This window comes from Oscillospiraceae bacterium (assembly GCA_035380125.1).
Lineage (GTDB): Bacteria > Bacillota > Clostridia > Oscillospirales > JAKOTC01 > DAOPZJ01.
On record DAOSWV010000004.1, the window covers coordinates 1 to 23,538 of the forward strand.

Sequence of the window (23,538 nt, forward strand, 5' to 3'; positions counted from 1 at the left end):
AAAATGCTTCACGAGAGGTCGAATTTTCAGCGCGAACGGTTAAAATTCAAGGGTGTGATAATAAAAAATAGCCATATTTCAACATGGTCACGGGAGATATTTCGTCACTTCTTACGATTGTAAAAAGAGCGGTTCAGCGGTATAATAAAGAGTAGGAAGAGTTTATCTTCCGGTTGTCTTTTTGGTAAAGGAGTGTTTTTTTATGAAGATTGAATATATGCATCCGGCGGATCAGCTTGTGATGTTCATGAGCCGCATTTATGAACGCGGCCTGACGACGACTTCGGGCGGCAACCTGTCGATTCGCGATGAAAACAACGACATCTGGATCACGCCCGCCGGTATCGACAAGGGTACACTGACCCGTGCCGATATCATCTGTGTCAAACCGGACGGCACCTGCATCGGTCCTCATAAGCCGTCGTCCGAACTGCCTTTTCACACATCCGTTTATAAAAAACGTCCCGACCTCAACGCGGTACTGCACGCACATCCTCCGGCGCTGGTCGCTTTTTCGATCGCACGCAAATTGCCGGATATGTATCTGATTCCGTCAGTCAGCAAGGCCTGCGGTAGGATTGCAATGGCAAAATACGCACTGCCGGGCAGCAGTGAACTGGGCGAGAACATCGCAAAAGAATTCGTGGACGGCACTGACATTGTGCTGCTGGAAAATCACGGCGTCTGCATCGGCGCAGAGGATCTGTTCGCGGCGTTTATGAAATTCGAAACGCTGGAATACAGTGCAAATCTTGAGATTTTGGCCAATAAGGTCGGCAAGCCCCAGTCGCTCACACCCGAGGATATCGCAATTACCGATACCGATTATCACAGAGTCATGGATGATTTTATTCCGCACAGCCATTCCCCCGAGGAACAAGCTGCGCGCCGGGATATGATTACGCTGATTCACCGCTCTTATCAACAGGGCTTATTCAATGCCACACACGGCACCTATTCGGTGCGGCTCTCGGACGGTTCGTTCATTATCACGCCGTTCGGACGTGACCGGGCATATCTGCAGGAAGAAGACCTTGTACGTATCAAGAACGGCATGAAGGAGCAGGGAAAAATCCCGTCCAGAGCGGTCAGATTCCATGAAATGATCTATCACAATAACCCGGATATCAACGCCGTCCTGCTGGCTCATCCGATGCATGTGATGGCTTTCGCCGTGACAGACGCAAAATTCGACCCGCGTACGATTCCCGAGAGTTACATTTTGCTGCGCGAGATTACCAAGGAACCTTATGAGAGCATTTTCGGCATGCCTGAAGAGGCCTCGAAGAAATTTAGCAACCGCGTACCGGCATTGATTTTCCAAAACGACAGTGTTGTTGTGACCGGCGGAACGCTTCTGCAGGCCTTTGACCGACTTGAGGTCGCCGAAGCCACCGCGGCTTCAATCATCGGCTCCAAGGAGATCGGCAAAATCGTCCATATCACCGAAAAAGAGATCGACGATCTCAAAACGGCATTCCATCTGCATGACTAAATTAAGAATGAATTGTTCAAATTGTAGGGAACGGTCTTGACCGTTCCGATTCCCGGGGCGTTAGAAATAACGCCCCGGGAACATTTATCTACACCAGTGATTTTTCATAACATCGTCCAAGCGATTGATGTTGCCAAATAGCAGCGAGGACGGCAACGCGGCTACGAAGTTAGAAAATCAGCAGATTTCGCTTCGCGTTTGTAACCGGCATCATACCGGCGCGTTTGTTGTCAGCGGGCACTGCCCGCCGGAACGGTCAAGACCGTTCCCTACACGAAATATAACCGAGGTAGGAAGCGCGCGCTATCAAATTATGGAATTGCAGAAGCTTTAACGCGTATGTGAGCGGACACTGTCCGCCTTTACATAACGGGTGAAATATGGTATAATTATTAAAATATATTCGGAAAGGCGAGTGGCGTCGATGCAAAAGTTCAGCGAGCTGGAATACAAGCGTCCTTCGATCAAGGAGACCAAGAAAAACTATGCCGCGTTACTGAAAGATTTTAAAGCGGCTGCCGATTACGAAGCCGCAAAATCCGCCTATATGAAAATCGGCGAACTCGACGCCGAATTGTCCACGATGTTCGTCATCGCCAGTGTGCGCAACACGATGAACATGGCCGACGAATTTTATGACGGTGAGATGAAATTTCTCAACCGGGCCGCGCCTACGTTGATTCCGCTGGAGAAAAAGATGCTGACCGCGCTGGTCGGCACGAAATTCCGCGCGGATTTCGAAAAAGAATTCGGCGCGCATATGTTCGCCATTCCCGAGATCGATTTGAAACTCGCGGACAAAAAGATCATGCTGAACATGATGCGCGAGAATTTTTTATGCGACGACTATAAAAAGACCGCGGCGGCGTGCAGCGTCGATTTTCGCGGTGAAAAATGCAATTTCTACGGACTTTTAAAGCACATGGAGGCAGCAGACCGAGAAGAGCGCAGAGAGGCGTTTTTGGCCTGGGGCAATTTATACAAAGAAACCGCTCCGAAATTGGACAAGATTTACGATAAACTGGTGAAACTGCGCAAAAAGATGGCCAAAAAGCTTAAGCTGAACGACTATATCGAGATGGCCTATCTCGGCAAGCACCGGGTGGACTATACCCGCGACGACGTGGCAAAATTCCGTGAGCAGGTGGTTAAATACCTCGTACCGGCCTGCGAACAACTGCGCAAAAAGCAAGCGGAACGCATCGGCGTGGACAAACTGAAATATTACGACGAGACCTTTTTCTTCCCCGACGGCAACCCGAACCCGGTCGGCAGTGTCAAGGAACTGGTCGGAAAAGCACAGCAGATGTACCGCGAACTCAGTCCCGAGAGCGGAGAGTTCTTCGACTTTATGGCCGAATATGAGCTGTTTGACCTCGAAACCCGGCCCGGTAAGCACTTGGGCGGTTACTGCACGTCGCTTTCGAAATATAAAGCGCCTTTCATCTTCTCGAATTTCAACGGTACCTCGGCGGACGTCGACGTGCTGACCCACGAGGCCGGACACGCATTCGAGGGATATCTCGCCTCGCGCCGCCAGCCGATTCCGGCTTACTACATCTCGACGAGCGAGATTAACGAGATTCACTCGATGTCGATGGAGCACTTCACTTATCCGTGGATGGAGAGCTTCTTCGGCGAGAACGCCGACAAATACCGGTTTGCCCATCTCACACAGGCGTTATTGGTAATTCCGTACATCGTCTGCGTCGACGAATTCCAGCATAAGGTCTTCGAAGCCGAAAAGACCGATGCCGGGAGCCGCCGTAAAATCTGGCACGAACTCGAGCAAAAGTATCTGCCGTGGCGCGATTACGACGGGTTTGATTTCCTCGAAGAGGGCGGTTTCTGGATGCAGAAGCAGCACATCTTCCTCTATCCGTTTTATTATATCGACTATTCGCTGGCTGCGATGGGCGCGTTTGAGTTTTATCAAAAGATGCTTGTTGACCGCAAAGCCGCCTGGGAGGGCTATCTCAATTTGTGCAAAGCCGGCGGCAGCAAGGGCTATTTCGAACTGTTGAAACTGGCCGGACTTTCCAATCCCTTTGAGGAAGGCACGGTTCAGAAAATCGTCGAAACGGTGATGACCGAAATCGATAAGGCCGAACAGCAATACGCAAAATGAGAATTTTGGGCATCGATCCGGGCTATGCGACCGTCGGCACCGGTATCGTGGACTACTGCAATCCGAAATTTTGCTTGGTCGGCTACGGTGCGGTCCTGACGCAGCCGGGTATTCCAATGCCGCGTCGGCTGGAGATGATCTACGACGAACTAACGGCGCTGATCGAAAAATATCAGCCCGACTGCGCCGCTGTCGAGGAGCTCTTTTTTACCAACAATTCCAAGACAGGAATCGCCGTGGCGCAGGCCAGAGGCATTGTTTTACTGGCGCTTCAAAAAAGCGGAACGCCGCTGTTTGAATATACGCCGTTACAAGTCAAATCGTCGGTCACCGGCTACGGAAAAGCCGAAAAAGCGCAGGTCATGGAGATGACGCGGGTGATCCTCGGGATGGAGAAAGTCGCAAAGCCCGACGACGCTGCCGATGCGCTGGCACTGGCCGTCTGTCACGCCCATTCGTCCGGGTCTGCCATCGCCGCCATTTATCGCAACCATAAGTAACTACTGGGGGTCAAAACAGATGTTTTACAGCCTCAACGGAACCCTGATTCATAAAGACACTGCAAGCGCTGTCATCGACTGCGGCGGCGTGGGGTTTTTATGCCATTGTTCTCTCAGTACCGCTAAAAAGCTGCCCAAGATCGATGAAAACGCCTTTTTGTTTACCTATTTGTGTGTAAAAGAAGACGCGTTGGAATTGTACGGCTTTGCCGATCAGGCAGAACTGGACTGCTTCAAACTGCTGATCGGTGTTTCGGGCGTCGGGGCTAAATCGGCTCTGGCGGTTTTATCCGAACTCGACAGTGATAAGTTCGCACTGTGCGTCGCGGCGGGCGATTACAAACGTCTGCAGAAAGCGCAGGGCATCGGCCCGAAAGCCGCCCAACGCATCGTATTGGAACTCAAAGACAAGGTCGGCGGGGTCGGCGGCGGAAACGCGGATTTGATTGAGGCCATCACCGCCGAGACAGGAAACGCCATGGAAGAAGCCATCGCGGCGTTGGTGTCGCTCGGTTACGGCAGAACCGACGCAGCGGCGGCCGTGGCTAAACTCGATCGGTCGATGTCGGTTGAGGACATGATCCGGCACGGCCTGAAAGAACTCTCCGGGAGGTATTAATCCATGCCCTTCAATGACCATTTTGAAAGTGAATATGAAGACCGGTTCGTCAGTCCGGTGAGTCAAGGCGAGGAAGTCGACAACGACAACAAATTGCGCCCCAAGTCGCTTTTGGAATACATCGGCCAGACCACCGCAAAAGAAAACCTCGCGGTCTTTATCGAGGCCGCCCGCAAGCGCGGTGAACCGCTTGATCACTGCTTGTTATACGGCCCTCCGGGTCTCGGCAAGACGACACTGGCCTGCATTATCGCCAACGAATTAGGGGTCAACATCCGCGTGACCTCGGGTCCCGCGATTGAGCGGCCCGGCGATCTGGCGGCACTGCTGACCAATCTTGCGGCGGGCGACGTGCTGTTTATAGACGAGATCCACCGTCTGTCCCGCAGCGTCGAGGAGGTTTTATACCCCGCAATGGAGGACTACGGGCTTGATATCATCATCGGCAAAGGACCGGCGGCGCGTTCTATCCGGGTCGATCTGCAAAAATTCACATTGATCGGCGCGACGACCCGGGCGGGTCAGCTGACTTCGCCGCTGCGCGACCGTTTCGGCATCAACCTGCGCCTTGAACTCTACACGAAAGACGAACTCTGCGCAATCGTCACCCGCAGCGCCGGGATTTTGGGCATTCCCTGCGACCGCAGCGGAGCCGTTGAGATCGCCGGAAGAAGCAGGGGTACGCCGCGTATCGCAAACCGCCTGTTAAAGCGCCTGCGCGATTTTGCGGAAGTGGCGGGTGAGGGTGTGATCGACAAAAAACTCGCGGACATGGCGCTTTCACGGCTTGAGATCGACGAACTCGGCCTCGATGCCATCGACCGCAGAATGTTAAAGATGATCGTCACCTCCTACGGCGGCGGCCCGGTCGGGTTGGAGACGCTGGCAGCGGCGGTCGGCGAAGAAGCGATCACGCTTGAAGACGTCTACGAACCGTACCTGATGCAGATCGGATTTTTGTCGCGCACCCCGCGCGGCAGATGCATCACACCGTCGGCATGCCGCCATCTCGGCATTCAAATGCCCGGCCAACAAACGTTATTATGAGAGTTGCAAACGGACACACCGAATACAAACTGCTCGACGCGTCGGGTGGTGAACGCCTCGAGGACTGGAACGGGGTTATTTTAATTCGCCCCGATCCGCAGGTGCTTTGGAACACGCCGAAAACCGATCCGCGCTGGAAAACGGCGGCGGCGCGCTACGTGCGCTCCAATACCGGCGGCGGCGCGTGGGAGATGCGCCAAAAAGTTCCCGACGTGTGGCAGATGCGCTATAAGGACTTAAAATTCAATCTCAAGCCGATGGGCTTTAAGCATACGGGGGTTTTCCCCGAACAGGCGGTCAACTGGGATTTGACCCGAAAGATCATCGCCAAAGCGGACAAGCCGTTTCCGGTATTGAATTTATTCGCCTACACCGGCGGAGCGACGCTGGCGTGCCTAGCCGAGGGTGCGGAAGTTGTGCATGTCGACGCGTCCAAAGGCATGGTGGCCTGGGGCAGGGAAAACGCCGAAATTTCGGGGCTTGCAAACGCCAAATGCCGCTGGCTTGTAGACGATTGTTTCAAGTTTATTGAACGTGAAATCCGGCGCGGAAACAAATATCGGGGCATCATCATGGACCCGCCGTCCTACGGACGCGGTCCGAACGGCGAGGTCTGGCAGTTGGAGTCGAAAATTCATGAATTTGTCGCCGCTTGCGCAAACCTCTTGGCAGACGACGCGGAATTTGTTATGATAAACTCCTATACGACCGGGCTTGCCCCATCCGCGGTGGCCTATCTGCTCGGTGTGGAGATTGAGAAAAAGCGCGGCGGGAACGTTTCCGCCGACGAGATCGGACTGCCCGTGCAGAGTGCGGGATTGATTCTGCCCTGCGGGGGCACGGCAATTTGGACGGCAAAATGAACGAAGCAATTGTATTTGACCACGTCGATTTTGAATATGACCCGAACGAACCGGTAATCCGCGACCTCTCGCTGACCATCTGCGAGGGGGAATTTGTCGCGGTTTTGGGACACAACGGCAGCGGCAAGTCGACGCTTGCAAAACTCATTAATGCTATTTTAATTCCCGCATGCGGTAAAGTGACTGTGTTCGGCATGGACACCGCCGACGAGGCGCTGACCAACGACATCCGCAAAAATGCGGGTATGGTGTTTCAAAACCCCGACAATCAGATCGTGGCGACAAGCGTCGAGGAAGATACCGCTTTTGCGCCTGAAAACCTCGGCGTGCCGCCTCCTGAAATCCGCAAGCGGGTGGATACCGCGCTTGACGAAGTCGGCATGCGCGAATTCGCCGACAGGCCACCTTATAAGCTCTCCGGAGGTCAGAAACAGCGGGTGGCCATCGCGGGAATTTTGGCGATGCAGCCGAAAATTTTGATTCTCGACGAGCCGACCGCTATGCTTGACCCGAAAGGCCGTAAAGAGGTTATGACGACGATTAAGCGTCTCAATGCCTCGGGCATCACGGTGGTGTTCGTGACGCATTATATGGATGAAGCCGCCAAAGCCAACCGGGTTTTGGTGATGGACAGAGGCGTTTTGGTGCGCGACTGTCCGCCGAGAACGCTGTTTGCCGAAGTCGAATTTTTGCGCGGGCTGGGTCTCGATATCCCGCCGTCGGCAAAGCTCGCGGAAGAACTGAAAAAGTCCGGCCTGCCGATTCAAAAAACGGTATTGAATGCGACCGAATGCGCCGAGGAAATCGCATCCCTCATTGGAGGCCAAAAATGCCGATAATCAGCGTCAAAGACCTCAGGCATGTCTACAGCCCCGGGACGCCGTTTGCGCAAACGGCACTCGACGGGGTCAGCTTTGACGTGGAAAAAGGCGAGTTTCTGGGCGTGATCGGACACACCGGCAGCGGAAAATCGACGCTGATGCAGATGTTGAACGGCCTTTTGAAGCCGACAAGCGGCGAGATCGATTTTAACGGCGAAAACATCCAGGCCAAGGGCTACAACCTGCACGAACTGCGGTTTTCGGTCGGCATGGTCTTTCAATATCCCGAATATCAGCTGTTTGAGGAAACCGTCTATAAAGACATCGCGTTCGGCCCGAAAAATATGGGGCTCAAACCCGACGAAATCGACCGGAGAGTGCGCAGAGCGGCGCAGTTCTGCGGCCTGCGGGAAGAACTGCTCGAGCGCTCGCCGTTTGAGTTATCCGGCGGTCAAAAACGCCGCGCGGCGATTGCCGGCGTGATCGCGATGGAGCCGAAAGTGTTGATTTTGGACGAACCCGCGGCCGGTCTCGACCCCGGCGGCAGAGAAAAGATTCTCGGACAAATCAAAAACTACCGCGAACAGACCGGTTCGACGGTGGTGTTAGTCAGCCATTCGATGGAGGAGATCGCAAAATACTGCGAAAAGGTGCTGGTGCTCGAAAAGGGCAAAGTGCTTTTACACGACAGCACCAAAGCCGTGTTTGCCCGCGCCGATTTACTGCGCGACACCGGCCTCGACATCCCCGAAATCACAAAAGTGCTGTTAAAACTGCGCGAGATGGGCTATGACGCGGATTGTTCCGCCTATACGCTTGATGCTGCCCGCGACGAGGTTTTGCGCTTGATCGGTGGTGATTGCCGTGCTTAGAGATATCACCCTCGGCCAATTCGTCCCCGGGCAGTCGTTCATCCACAAACTCGACGCGCGCTTTAAAACCGTATTGATTATCGCTTTCACGGTATTGGTTTTCGTGTCGAAAAATTTCGCTTCGATCGGATTGGTGGCGGTGTTGCTGGTCGGCGCTTCGGCGGCTTCGCGCATTCCGGCAAAAATGCTGATCCGCAGTTTTAAGCCGCTGCTGCCGTTCATTCTCTTTACGGTAATTTTAAATATGTTTTATGTCGACGGGCAGATCTTGTGGCAGTTTTGGGTGTTGAAAATCACCAAAGAGGGGCTTTTGCTCAGTGCGATGATGGCTTTGCGCATCATCTTTATGCTGCTGGGCGGTTCTTTGCTCACGTTTACGACTTCTCCGATTGTACTGACCGATGCGCTCGAACGGTTGATGAAGCCGCTTTCGTGGATCAAGGTACCGGTGCACGACATCGCCATGATGATGACGATTGCTTTACGCTTTATTCCGACTTTGATCGATGAGACCGAAAAGATTATGAACGCCCAAAAAGCGCGCGGTGCAGACTTGGAGAGCGGCGGTCCGCTCAAACGGGCGAAAGCATTGATTCCGATTTTGGTGCCGCTGTTTGTCTCGGCGTTCAAACGGGCCGACGAACTTGCGCTCGCGATGGAGTGCCGCTGCTATACCGGAGGAAAAGGCCGTACGCGTTTAAAGCAGATGAAAGCCGCCCCGCGCGACGGTTTTGCCGTGTTGATTACGGCGGCGGTCACTACGGGCGTGATCTGGCTGAATGCGATTCTGCCGCCGATCATAACGAGATGAGCATGAAAAATTTTAAAGTCACCATCGCCTTTGACGGCGGTAATTACGGCGGCTGGCAGATTCAGAAAAACAGTTATACGGTTCAACAGGCGGTACAGGACTCATTAAAAAAGATACTGAAGACCCGTCATAAAGTGACCGGCTGCGGCAGAACCGATTCGGGCGTACATGCCAACAATTATGTGTATAACTTCAAGACTGAGAGCAATATCCCCGAAAATGGGCTGTTTCGTGCATTGCACATCACGCTGCCCGACGATATCGCGGTGCTCGAGGTTAAAGAGGTCGCTCTCGATTTTTCGGCACAGTTTTCGGCGGTGGCGAAGCAGTATATCTACCAGTTCAGCAACACCGTCAGCCGCAATCCGTTTTTAGACCGCTACGCGCTGCACTACGAATATCCGATGGACGATAAACTGATGGATAAGGCGGCAAAACATTTCCTCGGACACCATGATTTTTCGGCCTTTTGCGCCTCGGGTGCGCAGAATGTGACCAGCGACCGCACGATTTTTCGCTCCGACGTGGTTCGCGACGGCGACATCGTACGGTATTACGTGGCCGGAAACGGGTTTTTATATAATATGGTGCGAATCATGGCGGGCACGTTGCTGTATGTCTCGGCGGGCAAACTCGAAGCCGATTCGATTCCCGATATTATCGCCTCGGGCGACCGGGAACGCGCGGGCAAGACGCTCCCGCCGCACGGGCTTTATTTAGACAGAGTTTTTTATGATACGATTTCGCATGAAAAAGGAGCCGGAGACCATGGCGGAGAATGAGGGTAGACAGGTACGCGACAGTAAAAAACGCAGAAAGATCAGGGCGAAACGCTGGCTGATCTTGTTTGTCACCGCTTTGGTGATTGTCTTTATCGCCTGCAACTGGGAGTGGCTTTCACCGGTGGCGATTTTGCAGCGCGTTCAGGCGGCTAAGAGCGGCGCGGGTGTGGTAACGGAGTATCCTGTAGATATCGCAGGTAAAGAGGTTGCAGGTATCTCCGGATTCGGCAGCGGCGGTATTCTTGCAGCTGACTCGGGCTGTTATTTGCTGCGCTCCGACAGTACGACCTATTATCAATACGCGCTGGCCTCGACGACCGCGGTTATCGGCGACAAAGCTGCGCTGGTCTATGAAAAGGGCGGTACGAAGTTCCAATATTTCAACACCGAGGGCAGGGTGTTTGAATACGAAAACGCCGAACAAATTCTGCGCATGGCGGTCGCCAAAAACGGCAGTTATGCGCTTTTGACCGCACCCAGTGAGTACTCGTCCAAACTGACGATTTATTCGAATACCCACACGGAGTTGTTTTCACAGTTTTTTCAAACGCCGAACCTGACGCGGATTGCTCTGAACAGCTCCGCAAAATATTGCGCGGTGATTGTTCTTGAGACAATCGACGGGCAGCTTTGCAGTCAATTATCCGTCTATGATACCGGCCTGCAGGATCCGGTGTACACCCAGACTTTTGCCGGACTGCTCGCATTAGATATGCAATACTGCGAAGACGGCGACCTGGTAATCGTCTTTGATCGTGCCGCCGTTCGTTATAACACCAAATATGAGCTTTCCTGGCGGGTTGACTTCGATGGCCTTGCCGCTTATGCGACTTCAAACGACGGTACCGTCGGACTGTTGCTCGACGATTCGGAGGGCATCGGCTGTACGCTTAAAGTTTGCGGTGAACAGGGAGAATTGTGGTCGGCACAGATTTCGGGACAGGCCAAGGGACTGTCGGTTCGGGACGGAAAAGCGGTTTATCTGGCCGGCGGACAGGTTTTACTGTTGGATGAGAGTGGGAAGAGCGCCGGAACGGCAGAATGTTCCCTGGATACATACAGTACTGCTTTGGGCGATAAATTTGTCGTTTTAGTCGGGAAAGACAAGATTTCACGCATTTTATTGTCGGATATGAACGTCGCTTGACACTTGCAAAATTACGTACCATGGTATAAAATGCTATATACGGGAGAAGTTGAGAAACTCACCGCGCCGGTACAATTTATCTGTGATTTTCCATAGAGAGGTGAGAAAATGTCAGTTGTAGACCTTGTCATTGTACTGATCGTGATTATCAGTGTGATCATCGGGTTCAAACGCGGATTTGTCAAAACGCTGGTCGGACTTGTCAGTCTGGTACTGGCATTTATCATTGCATATACGTTTGCGGCACCGATTTCCGAAAAGGTATATGACAATTATCTCGAGGAGAAATTGTCGGCAGCATTGGGCTTTGATCTTGGCACAGAGGAGGAACTCGAAACCGCAACTTCTGTTGAAGCCGGTTCCGAGACCAGCCGGATGCTGTTTTTGGGCGGAACAAATTTGTTTATCGCCCCCAGAGTTGTCGCTTCGTCGATTGATATTTCGAAACTGAACAATATCGAGGGGATGATCTCAAACCTTGATCCGGATCTTGTGGCAAGTATGGATGCGAGTGAGATGCAGAAGTTGGTCAATTTCCTGTGTTCATCGGTATGTGCCAATAAAACGATTTCGTCCTGCGTGAGTGCGTATAATAAAAAGTACGGCACAAAGATTGACGTCACACCGATTCTCGCAGCTGCGGGTGTGAGCAGCAGTACCAAAATCCCTGCTGCCCTCAGTATGCTGGAGATGAAAATCGATGTGAAAAATCCGATTTTAAACGTTCAGAAAAAGAACGCGGAAGCAGCTTCGGCTGCCGCTGTAGCGGCAAAAGCCGCCTCGTCTAAAGCATCCTCAAAATCCTCATCAAAATCGACGTCTTCCTCATCCGGTTCAAAGAGCAGCACTTCCACAACCTCAAAAGCCTCAACAACCTCCTCAAAGACGTCGTCTAAAATATCGTCTGTAACCACAACCGAAGTCACCTCTGCGACCGACATCATTACAGAGACGATGGATGGGTTCACGCAGGACATTCTTGCGACTGCCAAACAGGCCGCGCGAAAAATCGCAGTTAAGTTGGTCAGCTGCCTGGTGTTTGTGATATTGTTTTTATTGGTACGGTTAATTTTGATGTTGTTTGCAAAGCTGTTAAGCGGTATAATAGATAAGATACCGGTTGTCAGCGGTATCAACAAGCTGCTGGGCGGGATACTCGGTATTGCGGGAGGATTGATTGTCTCGGCGGTGCTTGTCGTCGGTGTGGTCAGCGTCTCGCCGCTTATCACAAACGACAATTATGTCCGTGCGATCGACAATTCGTTGGCCTGCCGCACTGCTACAAAGCTGATTTACGGTGACGGCAGCAGCGACGACGCCGTCACAGTCGGGGATTCCGGCAACGAAGACGATTCTTTCAATGAGGACGATTTCGATTTTAGCGAAGAGGATTTCGACTTCAGCGAAGAGGACTTTGATTTCAGCGAAGACAGCTTGGAGTCCGGCACATTATCCAGCGCGGGCTGAAAGGGGAACCTGCATTGACCATACCAAACATACTGTCTCTATTCAGAATGGTTTTAATCCCGATCTATGCGTGGCTCTATTTTTCGGACTATAAAAGCGGTGCGTTGATTGCGGGCATCGTATTGGTCGTCTCCGGCCTGACCGATTTGTTTGACGGAGCAATCGCTCGCAAGTATAATCAGATCAGCGAACTGGGCAAGGTGTTGGATCCGCTGGCCGACAAGCTGACACAGGTGGCCGTATTTGTCTGTCTGTATTTTAAATTCAAATATCTTCTGCCGCTGTTTTGCTTTATCGTCTATAAAGAGCTGCTGATGCTGGCGGTGGGATACGGTGTTTTGAAAAAGGGCTTCGTGGTGACCTCCAAATGGTGGGGCAAGGTCACGACGTTTTTGATATATTGCGCGGTGGCGGCGTTCACTTTCTTCCCGGGGCTGCCGAAAACCGCGATACTTGCAATATCCGCTCTGCTGCTGGCGATGCTGGCCTTCTCGATGTGGGGCTATGCGGAGGTATTGGTCGGCGTATTCGCAAAATCCTCGCTGACCGGCAGAGACTTGAAGGAAATAGCGGAAGAAACCTATTGATGAAAGGATTAATCCATGCTTTGCAGCAGATGTAAGAAGAGACCCGCCGTCGTTTTTATCAGTAAAATCGAGGGCGAGAAAAAGACCAACGAGGGGCTTTGTTTGGTTTGCGCCAAAGAACTCGGCATCCCGCAGGTCAACGATATTATCAACAAAATGGGAATTTCCGACGACGATCTCGAGGAGATGTCGGAGCAGCTGGGCGAAATGATGGGTCCGCAGGAAGAGGAGTCGGCGGACGGCGCCTCCGCCGGCGGTTCTGCGACATTCCCCGCTTTTTTACGCGGAATGATGAACAATAACAAGGGCTTGGAGCCGGGCAAACAACCCGACCCCAAAACCGGTGCTGCAAAAGGTCAGCCCAAAGCCGCACCACAGGATCCGGCTGCCAAACGCAAGTTCTTGAATACTTACTGCACGAATTTTACCAAGCAGGCCAAAGACGGCGGCTTCGATAATATTATCGGTCGCGACCGTGAAATCGGGCGTATGATTCAGATTTTGTCCCGCCGTACGAAGAACAATCCCTGTTTGATCGGCGAACCCGGCGTGGGCAAGACTGCGATTGTCGAGGGGCTTGCGCAGCGCATCGTCGAAGGCGATGTGCCTTTTGTGCTGAAAGAAAAAGACGTGTATTTGCTTGATCTGACCGCTTTGGTGGCCGGAACGCAGTTCCGCGGCCAATTTGAGGCGCGGGTAAAAGCACTGCTCGACGAGGTCAAAGCCGACGGCAACATCATCCTCTTCATTGACGAGGTGCATAATCTCGCGGGCGCGGGCGACACCGCCGACGGCGCGATGAACGCCGCAAACCTGATGAAGCCGGCACTGTCGCGCGGCGAGATTCAAGTGATCGGGGCAACTACATTCAAGGAATACCGCAAGCACATCGAAAAAGACGCGGCGCTCGAACGCCGTTTCCAGCCGGTCGTGATCGACGAGCCGTCGGTCGACGAGACGGTGCATGTGCTGTCGGGACTGAAAGGTTATTACGAAAAATACCACGGCGTCACGGTGGACGAATCCCTGATCCGCACCGCCGTCGAACTGTCTGAGCGCTATATCAACGACCGGTTTCTGCCGGACAAGGCCATCGATTTGCTCGATGAGGCCGCCGCTTGCGCATCTCTGCGCGACCCCGTTCTGCAGCAATACCGCGCCGCTGTCAAGCAGCAGGCTGACCTTGAAAAACAATTGGCCGAATTGAAAAACGAGCAGCCGGCCGAGGGCGAAACCCAAGAGGACATGACACGTTACGAAAAGACGGCGCGCCTGCAGTCACAGTTACTGCAGACAACGGCGACGGTAGACGGCTTAAAGACACAGGCCGAACAAGCTAAGGTGACGCTTGCCGACCTGACAAAAGTTATCGAACTTTGGACCGGCATTGATGCGGGGAAAATCGAAGAGAGCGATATTCAAAAACTCTCCGGCTTGGAAGCCCGTCTGAAAGAACGGGTCATCGGACAGGACGAGGCCGTCGAGGCATTGTCCAGAGCCATGCGCAGAGGCCGCATCCGCCTGTATGAGAAAAATCGTCCGGTCTCCTTCATCTTCGCGGGTCCGACCGGCGTCGGCAAGACCGAACTGGTCAAGGTGCTGTCGGCGGCGCTGTTCGACACACCCGATAACATGATCCGCATTGATATGTCGGAGTATATGGAAAAGCACGCGGTCTCGCGTCTGGTCGGCTCGCCTCCGGGCTATGTCGGCTACGACGAAGCCGGGCAGCTGACCGAAAAAGTACGCAGAAAGCCCTACAGTGTCGTGCTGTTCGACGAGATCGAAAAAGCGCACCCTGACATCATGCACATCCTTTTGCAAATTCTCGACGACGGCCGAATCACCGACGCGCAGGGGCGAAACGTCGATTTCTCCAATACCGTCATCGTCATGACGACCAACGCAGGTTCCGATACGATGGGAAGCGGCATGGGATTTGCCAAGACAACGAATCAGCTGGCGGCCGAAAAGGTGCAGAAAGCGCTTTCCGAATTCCTGCGACCCGAATTTTTGGGCCGTGTGGATGAGGTGATTGTATTCTCACCGTTGTCCGAAGAGACATTGGTCAAGATCGCCGATCTGATGCTGTCCGACATTAAAAAGGGCCTTGCGGCACAGGGCACCGAGTTTGAGTGGACGAAAGCGGTCAGCGAGAAACTGGCGCGCATATCGGCAAACAGCAAATTCGGTGCGCGTGAACTGCGTAAAAATCTCCGCAAGCAGGTCGAAGATAAGATCGGCGACGCGGTGATGCACGAGAGCGCGCATATGCCGGTGTTTATCAAATTAGACGTTGAAAACGACGAGATCACCGTTTTATGTGAATAACTCAATTTGACTTTCCGAGGGGAGGTTTTTGTATATGAATCAAATTCTGAAAAAGGTCTCTTTGGTGGGCGACTCGGTCGCCCGAGGCGTGATTTTCGACGCGGTGCGCGGGAAATATGTCTTTTTAAAGAACTGTTTTGCCAACATCATCGGTGCAGAGACGGGCATTGAGGTCGAAAACTTTGCCAAATTCGGCTGTACGGTCGAGGCTGCGGAACGAATTGTCGAAAAGAACGCCGAGAAGATCGCAAAAACCGAATTCTGCGTGCTTGAAATCGGCGGCAACGATTCCGACTTTGAGTGGAAAAAGATCGCAGAGGCACCGGATGACGAACACCTGCCCAATACCCCGATGGATCGGTTCATCGCGGGGTATACGAACATCATCGAAACAGTCAAGGCCCTCGGCAGCAAGCCGGTGGTGCTGTCGCTGCCCCCGCTGGACGCCAAAAAGTACTTTTCTTGGATCAGCCGCGGTGTCAGCAAAGAAAATATCCTGAAATGGCTGGGCGGCAGTGAGGAATACATCTACCGCTGGCACGAGATGTACAATCTTCAGGTCGCCAACCTCGCCAAAAAACTGGACGTGCTGTTCATCGATATTCGCAGTGTCTTTTTGCTGGAGAAGAATTACGAACGGCTGCTGTGCGAGGACGGCATCCATCCCAACGAGGAGGGTCACCGCCTGATTTCCAACGCCATCGAGTCGGCTTTGGCCACCGCCCCCGCAAGCGCGTTTGCGTAAACGGGGCTTGCAAATTTACCCATCATGTAATATAATTCTCTCAATCCATTAAGGGAGAATCTGCTAAAATGTTCAATACCTTCCGCTGCGGCACCAACAGAATACGCGCAAGATAGCGGGCTGAACGTCCGTTCCGTCCTGTGTAAAAGCAGGGCCATATTGTGTATTCCGAGGTGTCAGGCAAGCGTTTCTTTTGAAACGTTTTGTCCGATTGCAGAAAGGAAGGTATTTTTATGCCTAAAAATAAAAACAAGGAACACTTCTATATTCACGCAATCCAGTACATAGCGTCATTGATCAAACCGCACCGGAAGCTGTATTTTGTTGCCTCCGGATTGGCTTTTGTCTCGGCTGCCGTGGGGATTTTGAACGCAAAAGTGACCCAATGGCTGATCGACAGCACACAGGCGGGAAAATTAAATGCCGTTATTCAAAATGCCGTTTTACTCCTGTTGATTATTGCGGTGAATTACGCCGTTACGAGAATCAGCGGCGTCAGCATATCGAAACTTTCCGCAGGCGCTTCACGGGATATGAAACGGAATGTGGCTGCGGCGCTGCTTGACGCCGATTATAAAGAAATCACCGTTTTGCAGGCCGGAGACACCTTTTCGACCGTCAACAGCGACACCAAAAATGTCTCGGACTTTTTGGGCGGCGATTTAATCGGGTTGTTTTCGCAGGCGGTCATGCTGCTCGCGGCGGTGGGATATCTGCTGTTCATCAACCCGCTGCTGTTTGCGGTGACATTCGCCTATACACCGATCGGGATGTTTTTCACGTTGAATCTCAATAAAAAAATGCAAAAACTTTATCCGGTTCGTGCCGACAGAGCCGGGCAGGCCTTGTCCGTAACGGAACAGGCGTTATTGCAGATTCCCGTGATTAAGTCGTTTTTGATGGAAAAACAATTGCGGCAAAAGGTCTCGCAAAGCTGCAATATGGTATTGGATACTGAGATGGCAATCGCGCTTCCGGATGCGTTTTTACAACCCGCCTGCGCATCGACGTCCAGTGTTCCGCGCATCTTATACTTTTTGTTTGCAGGCGCGTTGGTCATGCGCGGCGAAATGACACTCGGGGCGTTCATCGCAATCTTCGATTTGCTCAATTTCATTGTCGGGCCGTCGGTGTATTTCCCGTTTATGCTGAACAGCTTGAATCGTTCGGTTGCGTCGATCAATCGAATCAAGCGCCTTGAATCGCTCCCCCGTGCGCAGGCAGTACGCATAAAATCAAAGCTCAACGGCGAACCCGCGCTTGTTATGAAACAATTGTCTTTTGGTTATGAACCGGATAAAAACGTCATTTCCGATCTTTCGTTTTCTCACAAGGGCGTCGGCTTTATCGCTGTAAAAGGAAAGTCCGGAAGCGGGAAAACGACGCTGTTGGATTTGATCTCGGGGTTGCTGACACCCGATCAAGGCACAATCGAGGTGAGCGGCGAAATTGGGGTTTTGTCGCAAAACAGCTTTTTGTTTTCCGATACGGTTTTTCAAAACGTTCTGCTTGGCAGGCAGGGGGCTTCGGAGGACGAAGTTACGGCGGCTGTGAAAGGCGCGGGAATTGATTGCTTAGACGGCGGTCTTTCGGTCGGCGACGGGGGCTGCGAACTCTCAGGCGGTCAGCGGCAGCGGGTATCATTGGCGAGGACATTACTTTCAGATGCGCCTGTTTGGCTGCTCGACGAACCGACTTCTGCGCTGGATGCCGATACCGAGCGGGTCATCCTTGATACGCTGGAACGGGAACGTAAACGCCGTCTGATTCTCGTCAGTGCGCACAGGGCGTCTTTGATCGAGATGGCGGACGTTGTGCTTGACCTTGATATGTGCGGAGGTGAAACTCTGTGAATAAAATAAAGAGCAAATACAATCTGCCGATTATAAAGAACGCGTTGAAACTCATGGGCAGACAGGAAATTTTATTTTTGGTCTGTACCCTTGTTTTCTGCGCGGTCGAAATTGTGGGCAGCATTCTCTACACAACCGGGATTCGCGGGGCGATTGATGCACTCGGTGGCACGGATTGGGGGATATTCGGGAGAAATGTGCTGTTGATACTCTCGGCTTCCTTGCTGTGGTGGATTTGGGCACCGATTGCGAGTTACAACTGCGCGGCAGCTTCGAAAAGAACGGTTCAGCGCTTGAAAACAGATTTGTTTGAGCAAATGATCCGAATGCCGATGGTCGAATTGGACAAACGGCCCAAAGGGGAATTGTTGTCCGCACTGACCAATGATATTAGTAGCCTATCGCATTTATACGACTGGTATTTCTTTCAAATTTGCCGAACCTCACTCGGCGGCCTCGCGGGGGTTGTGATTATGTTCTCGCTGGACTGGCGGTTTGGAACGGTGGTGTTTGTACTCGGAACACTCTCCGTTTTAATCGCTTCTCGTTTCAATAAAAAGCTGGAGGAAAACGGCGAGATGCTTCAAAAGAACCTTGCGGCTTCCGCTTCGGATGCATATGAATTAGTCAAAGGAGCCAAGTCAATCCGGCTGTTAAAACTCCAATCGCATTTCACCAAAAAAATCGCGGGCAGCACGGCGAAAGAAGCAGAGACGAAGATCGAAAACGGCGCAATCACGTCCCGCATGAAAGTTGCCGTGACGGCAATCAACGCGCTGTCGTATATCGCCATTTTGGTTGCGGGTGCGGTGTTTGTGTATTTCAAGTGGTCCGACTGGGGGACGGTTGTCGCGCTGATGGGACTGAAAATCACCACGGATATGTTGTTTGTGGAATTCGGCGAGTTTATGGCGGGGACGCAGAACTGTGTCGCGGGCATCAGGCGGGTGTTTACGCTTTTGGAAGCCCCCACGGAAGAGGAAACCCTGCCGCATGTCTCGTTCATGCCCGATCACGCGCCCGTGACTTTGGAGTCGGTGTCGTTTTCTTATACGGACAAACCGGTTCTGGAAGATTTTAATATGACGGTCGGCGCAAACCAACTGACGGTCTTAAAAGGGGAGAGCGGTTCGGGCAAAAGCACAGTGATGAAATTGATATTGGGGTTGTATTCGCCGCAAAAGGGCGAACTCATCTTTTCGGGAACGGATCCAAATTCAACAGAGTCCATTCGGCGAAAAACCGCTTATGTGCCGCAGGAGCCGATATTGTTTCGCAGCAGCGTCTTGGAAAACATCCTGTTCGGCAACCCGGACGCGACGCCGGAAGATGCGGTCAAAGCGGCAATTTCAGCCGGGGCGGATGATTTTATCACCCGAATGCCATCGGGATATGAGACCCATCTCACGGATGACGGCGGGAATCTCTCGGGCGGTCAAAAACAGCGTATCGCCATCGCGAGGGCGTTGGTCAAAACCGCGCCGATTCTACTGCTCGACGAGATCACCTCCGCGCTCGACGTAGAAACCGAGGCGCATATCTTAGAGACGGTCAAAGCGCTGTCGAAAGATCACGCGGTGGTGTTTATCACCCATAAACCGGGGGCAGAACGATTTGCCGACACCATATACAGGATGTGATTCGGATTTTTGTTGACTTTTTGCGTTTTGATGATATAATAACGGTGTAAATGCGCAGACGGAGAGAGTACCCGGTGAAAAACGCGACAGAGAGAGCGCTCGGCGGCTGAAAGGCGCTCGCGAATATAACCGGCGAAGTTCACTCCCGAGCAGTGCATCTGAAATGATAGTAAGATGCGACGGCTTTCCGCCGTTACCGGGAATGAGAGCCCCGAATTTTCGGGGAATTTAGGTGGTACCGCGGAGCGCGCTTCGTCCTATTTTGGGATGAGCGCGCTTTTATATTTTATAGGGGTGAATCAGATGGAAGCAAATATCAAACAAGTATCCGAACAGCTGAAAAAGCGGCTGGAAGCGGCTAAAAATTCGGCGGAAGTCGAGCAGATCCGCGTGGAGTTTTTAGGCAAAAAAGGCCAGATCACGGAGCTTTTAAAAAATCTCAAGGACGTAAAAGGCGATGCCAAGCGCGAACTCGGCCAGAGCATCAACGCGCTGAAAAAACAGGCCGAAGCCGACATTGAAAAGGCGCAGGTTGACGTCGCCGCAGCTGAACAGCAACTACTGATCGACAATGCGGAGCAATACGACGTGACCCTGCCGGCACAGGCCGAGCTTGGGTCGTATCACCCGATCGCATTGATTCAAAAAGAGGTCGAGGAGATTTTTGCGAGTATGGGCTTCACGATTGAGGACTATGCCGAAGTCACCGACGACTACAACTGCTTCGAGGCGCTCAATATCCCGAAACATCATCCCGCACGCGATATGCAGGACACGTTTTATCTCTCGAACGGGCAGCTTTTAAAGACCCACACTTCAGCCGCTCAGAACACGATTATGCGCAAATACGGCGCACCGCTGCGCGCGGTGTTCCCGAGCCGGTGCTTCCGCAACGAGGCCACCGACGCCAGCCATGAAAACACCTTTTTCCAGATGGAAGGCATCATGATCGACACCGACATCTCGATCTCGAACCTCATCTACTTTATGAAGACGATGCTGTCCGAGGTTTTCAAGCGCGACGTCAAAGTGCGGCTGCGTCCGGGATTCTTCCCGTTCGTCGAACCGGGGTTTGAACTTGACATCAACTGCCTGATCTGCGGCGGAACCGGCTGCCCGACCTGCAAAAACAGCGGCTGGGTCGAACTCTGCCCCTGCGGCATGATTCACCCGAACGTCTTGAAATACGGCGGGATCGACAGTGAGAAATATACCGGATTTGCTTTCGGACTCGGCTTGACACGGCTTGCGATGATGCGCTACGGCATCAAGGACATCCGGATTTTGAACAGCGGAAACCTGAAAGCACTGTCGCAGTTCGCGCAGAAATAAACCACACTGTAGGGAACGGTCTTGACCGTTCCGATATAATCATTCAGGTGTATTTATTAATATGTTGGAGTAATGAAGGGATAGATCAATATATGTTGGTATCAATGAATTGGATTCGGGATTTTGTCAATCTCGACGGGCTGGACATCGAACAGCTCATCCACCGTTTCACCCTCTCGACCGCAGAAGTTGAGGACATCTATGTAAAAGGCGCCGACACCAAAAACGTCGTCGTCGGCAAGGTGCTGTCGGTCGAGGCGCACCCTAACTCCAAAAAGCTGCATCTTTTAAAAGTGGACCGCGGCGATAAAGTTGTCGACTGTGTCTGCGGCGCACCGAATGTCCGCGAGGGTATGAAAGTGGCGTTCGCCTGTGCGGGCGGCAGCGTCTGCGGCAACCCGATCGGCACCGCGACCATCGCGGGTTATCCGTCCGAGGGTATGTGCTGCTCCGAATTCGAACTCGGCATCTCCGCCGACCATTCCGGTCTGATGGAAATTTTCGAGGACTGCGCACTCGGCACCGATATTAAAGCCATTTACGAGATGGACGATATCATTTTCGAAGTGGATAATAAATCCCTGACCAACCGTCCCGACCTCTGGGGCCATTACGGCATCGCACGCGAATTCGCCGCGCTGACCGGCAGGGAACTGAAAAAGCCCGAAATCGTGGACGGCACGCCGTATGAAAACCTGCCCGAAGTTCCGGTCGAGATTGCCAATAAGGACTTATGCTACCGGTATTCTTCGGTCAAGGTTGAGAATATCGGCGTCAGGGTCAGTCCGGTCAACATGCGCATCCGGCTGTTTTACTGCGGGCTGCGGGCTATCAATTTGTTAGCCGACCTGACCAACTATGTCATGCTCGAACTCAGCCAGCCGATGCACGCGTTTAATCTGAAAAAGGTTAACAACGTTCAGGTGAAAAATTTCGATACGCCGTTCAAGTTCAAGACCCTCGACGGCATCGAACGCGACATCGACGAAAACACCCTGATGATCTGCTCGAACGGGCAGCCCGTCGCGGTCGCCGGCGTCATGGGCGGTCTGGATTCCGAGATCACCGACGACACAAATTCGCTGCTGCTGGAATCCGCCAATTTCGACGCGGTCAGCACCCGCAAATCGTCCCAGCGGCTGGGGCTGCGGACCGATTCGAGCATGCGCTACGAGAAGACCCTCGACCCCGAACTGACCATGCTTGCGCTCGGTCGGCTTTTGAAGCTGCTCGCCGACACCGACCCGGGTGTGAAAGTGATTTCAAAATTCACTGACCGCTATGTTAAAAAATATCCGTCGATTGCGATCACATTTGATAAACACTACGTCGACCGCTACACCGGCATCGAGATTTCAAACAATCAGATTCTGACCACTTTGCGCGCACTGGGCTTCAAGGCGGAGTATTTCGACAACAACTTCAAGGTGAATGTCCCGAGTTGGCGTGCGACCAAGGACGTGACCATTGCGGCTGACATCATCGAGGAAATCACGCGCATCTACGGCTATGACAACTTTAATGCCGTCACGACCAAGAGCGCGCTGCATCCGGTGGCCAAAACCGTTGAAAAGACCGATGAAAACAATACCAAAACACTGCTCGTCGATAAATATCTGCTGCATGAGGTGCATTCATATATCTGGTGTGACGGGAAGAAGTATAAAAAACTCGGGATTCCGGTTGAGGAAAACGTCCGCATTCTCAACATCCCGACGCCGGAACTCGGCACGCTGCGCAATGCGATGACGCCGTCGCTGCTGTGCTTTGTCAATGAAAACCGCAACTATACCCCGAAATTCGGCGTTTTTGAACTCGGACGCACATTTGACGGCACCAAGGAAAACGGCTACTGCAATGAGCGCAGAACGTTGGGCATTGCTTTGTATGACCGCGAGGGAACCGAAAAAGCGCTGTTTTATGAACTGCTTGCAATGGTCGGCGACCTGTGCGGCGAATTGAAACGCCAAAAACCGGTCTTTGCCAATGTTGCGCCTAAGCATGACTGGCAGCACCCGCGCAACACCGCGTCAATCACCCTCGGCGGAAAACAGATCGGTTTTGTCTCGGCGATCCATCCGACTGTGAACGAAAAACTGGATAAAACCGCGGCGGTCGTATTCGCCGAAATCGATATGGACATTTTCTCGTCGGTTCCTGCACAGATTTTAAAATACGCCGAACCGTCCAAGTTTCCGGGCATCGACGTCGACCTGACCTTTGTGATCGGCGGCGGATTCAAATATGCGCAGATCGAGCAGGTGCTTGCGAAAAACCCCTGCGCAACTCTGACCGGTGTCAAGGTAATCGACCTTTATGAGGGTGAGACAAAGAGCATCACCGTTCGCCTGAGTTACGCTTCGATGGAAAAGACCCTCTCTCGCGAAGAAATCGACGCGCATACCCAGGCAGTTATTGCGGATTTGGCCGCAAAAGGGATTGCATTAAAGGCCTGAATGTGGTAAAATACTGCCCATACCTTTTAGAAAGGGCAGTGA

General features: G+C 52.6%; 19 protein-coding genes and 1 other annotated feature. All 19 genes read left to right on the forward strand.

Annotation, left to right across the window (positions count from 1 at the left end; translation table 11 throughout):
- Positions 1-202 precede the first annotated feature (202 nt).
- The 19 genes from PK629_01890 (at position 203) to pheT (ending at position 23,496) form a co-directional block, all read left to right on the forward strand.
- On the forward strand, positions 203-1,495 hold the full coding sequence (locus PK629_01890; protein HOP10222.1) for a class II aldolase/adducin family protein: 1,293 nt from the start codon (positions 203-205) through the stop codon (positions 1,493-1,495).
- A 424-nt stretch (positions 1,496-1,919) separates the two neighbouring features.
- On the forward strand, positions 1,920-3,623 hold the full coding sequence (locus PK629_01895; protein HOP10223.1) for a M3 family oligoendopeptidase: 1,704 nt from the start codon (positions 1,920-1,922) through the stop codon (positions 3,621-3,623).
- On the forward strand, positions 3,620-4,123 hold the full coding sequence (gene ruvC, locus PK629_01900) for a crossover junction endodeoxyribonuclease RuvC (protein ID HOP10224.1): 504 nt from the start codon (positions 3,620-3,622) through the stop codon (positions 4,121-4,123). The genes PK629_01895 and ruvC overlap by 4 nt, the downstream gene beginning before the upstream one ends.
- Positions 4,124-4,142: 19 nt before the next feature.
- A complete protein-coding gene (ruvA, locus tag PK629_01905; protein HOP10225.1) occupies positions 4,143-4,742 on the forward strand; it encodes a Holliday junction branch migration protein RuvA in 600 nt (199 codons plus the stop codon).
- A gap of 3 nt (positions 4,743-4,745) precedes the next feature.
- Positions 4,746-5,789, forward strand: coding sequence for a Holliday junction branch migration DNA helicase RuvB (gene ruvB, locus PK629_01910; protein ID HOP10226.1), 1,044 nt, complete (start codon positions 4,746-4,748; stop codon positions 5,787-5,789).
- Entirely contained in the window at positions 5,786-6,652 is an 867-nt protein-coding gene (locus PK629_01915) for a class I SAM-dependent methyltransferase (protein HOP10227.1), read from the forward strand. The genes ruvB and PK629_01915 overlap by 4 nt, the downstream gene beginning before the upstream one ends.
- Positions 6,649-7,491: an energy-coupling factor transporter ATPase gene (locus PK629_01920; GenBank protein HOP10228.1), complete on the forward strand. Its 843-nt coding sequence runs from the start codon at positions 6,649-6,651 to the stop codon at positions 7,489-7,491. The genes PK629_01915 and PK629_01920 overlap by 4 nt, the downstream gene beginning before the upstream one ends.
- Complete coding sequence (locus PK629_01925; protein ID HOP10229.1) at positions 7,482-8,345, forward strand: energy-coupling factor transporter ATPase; 864 nt, start codon at positions 7,482-7,484, stop codon at positions 8,343-8,345. The genes PK629_01920 and PK629_01925 overlap by 10 nt, the downstream gene beginning before the upstream one ends.
- Entirely contained in the window at positions 8,338-9,156 is an 819-nt protein-coding gene (locus PK629_01930; protein HOP10230.1) for an energy-coupling factor transporter transmembrane component T, read from the forward strand. The genes PK629_01925 and PK629_01930 overlap by 8 nt, the downstream gene beginning before the upstream one ends.
- A 2-nt stretch (positions 9,157-9,158) precedes the next feature.
- Positions 9,159-9,938 (forward strand): tRNA pseudouridine(38-40) synthase TruA, encoded by a 780-nt coding sequence (gene truA, locus PK629_01935; protein ID HOP10231.1) that lies wholly within the window; start codon positions 9,159-9,161, stop codon positions 9,936-9,938.
- Positions 9,925-11,085 (forward strand): DUF5711 family protein, encoded by a 1,161-nt coding sequence (locus PK629_01940; GenBank protein ID HOP10232.1) that lies wholly within the window; start codon positions 9,925-9,927, stop codon positions 11,083-11,085. The genes truA and PK629_01940 overlap by 14 nt, the downstream gene beginning before the upstream one ends.
- A 108-nt stretch (positions 11,086-11,193) precedes the next feature.
- Complete coding sequence (locus PK629_01945) at positions 11,194-12,552, forward strand: CvpA family protein (protein ID HOP10233.1); 1,359 nt, start codon at positions 11,194-11,196, stop codon at positions 12,550-12,552.
- A gap of 14 nt (positions 12,553-12,566) precedes the next feature.
- Positions 12,567-13,139 (forward strand): CDP-alcohol phosphatidyltransferase family protein, encoded by a 573-nt coding sequence (locus tag PK629_01950; GenBank protein HOP10234.1) that lies wholly within the window; start codon positions 12,567-12,569, stop codon positions 13,137-13,139.
- Positions 13,140-13,154: 15 nt separating this feature from the next.
- Positions 13,155-15,470: an ATP-dependent Clp protease ATP-binding subunit gene (locus PK629_01955; protein ID HOP10235.1), complete on the forward strand. Its 2,316-nt coding sequence runs from the start codon at positions 13,155-13,157 to the stop codon at positions 15,468-15,470.
- 34 nt (positions 15,471-15,504) lie between these two features.
- Positions 15,505-16,215, forward strand: a complete 711-nt coding sequence (locus tag PK629_01960; GenBank protein ID HOP10236.1) for an SGNH/GDSL hydrolase family protein — start codon at positions 15,505-15,507, stop codon at positions 16,213-16,215.
- A 233-nt stretch (positions 16,216-16,448) separates the two neighbouring features.
- Positions 16,449-18,068 carry an ABC transporter ATP-binding protein gene (locus PK629_01965; protein ID HOP10237.1) on the forward strand — a complete coding sequence of 540 codons (1,620 nt, stop codon included), beginning with the start codon at positions 16,449-16,451 and terminating at the stop codon, positions 18,066-18,068.
- Positions 18,065-19,708 (forward strand): ABC transporter ATP-binding protein, encoded by a 1,644-nt coding sequence (locus tag PK629_01970; protein ID HOP10238.1) that lies wholly within the window; start codon positions 18,065-18,067, stop codon positions 19,706-19,708. Before PK629_01965 ends, PK629_01970 begins: the two co-directional genes overlap by 4 nt.
- A gap of 46 nt (positions 19,709-19,754) precedes the next feature.
- Positions 19,755-19,971: a binding site (T-box leader), on the forward strand.
- Positions 19,972-20,011: 40 nt separating this feature from the next.
- Positions 20,012-21,040 carry a phenylalanine--tRNA ligase subunit alpha gene (gene pheS / locus PK629_01975; GenBank protein ID HOP10239.1) on the forward strand — a complete coding sequence of 343 codons (1,029 nt, stop codon included), beginning with the start codon at positions 20,012-20,014 and terminating at the stop codon, positions 21,038-21,040.
- 92 nt (positions 21,041-21,132) lie between these two features.
- Entirely contained in the window at positions 21,133-23,496 is a 2,364-nt protein-coding gene (pheT, locus tag PK629_01980; GenBank protein HOP10240.1) for a phenylalanine--tRNA ligase subunit beta, read from the forward strand.
- Positions 23,497-23,538 lie beyond the last annotated feature (42 nt).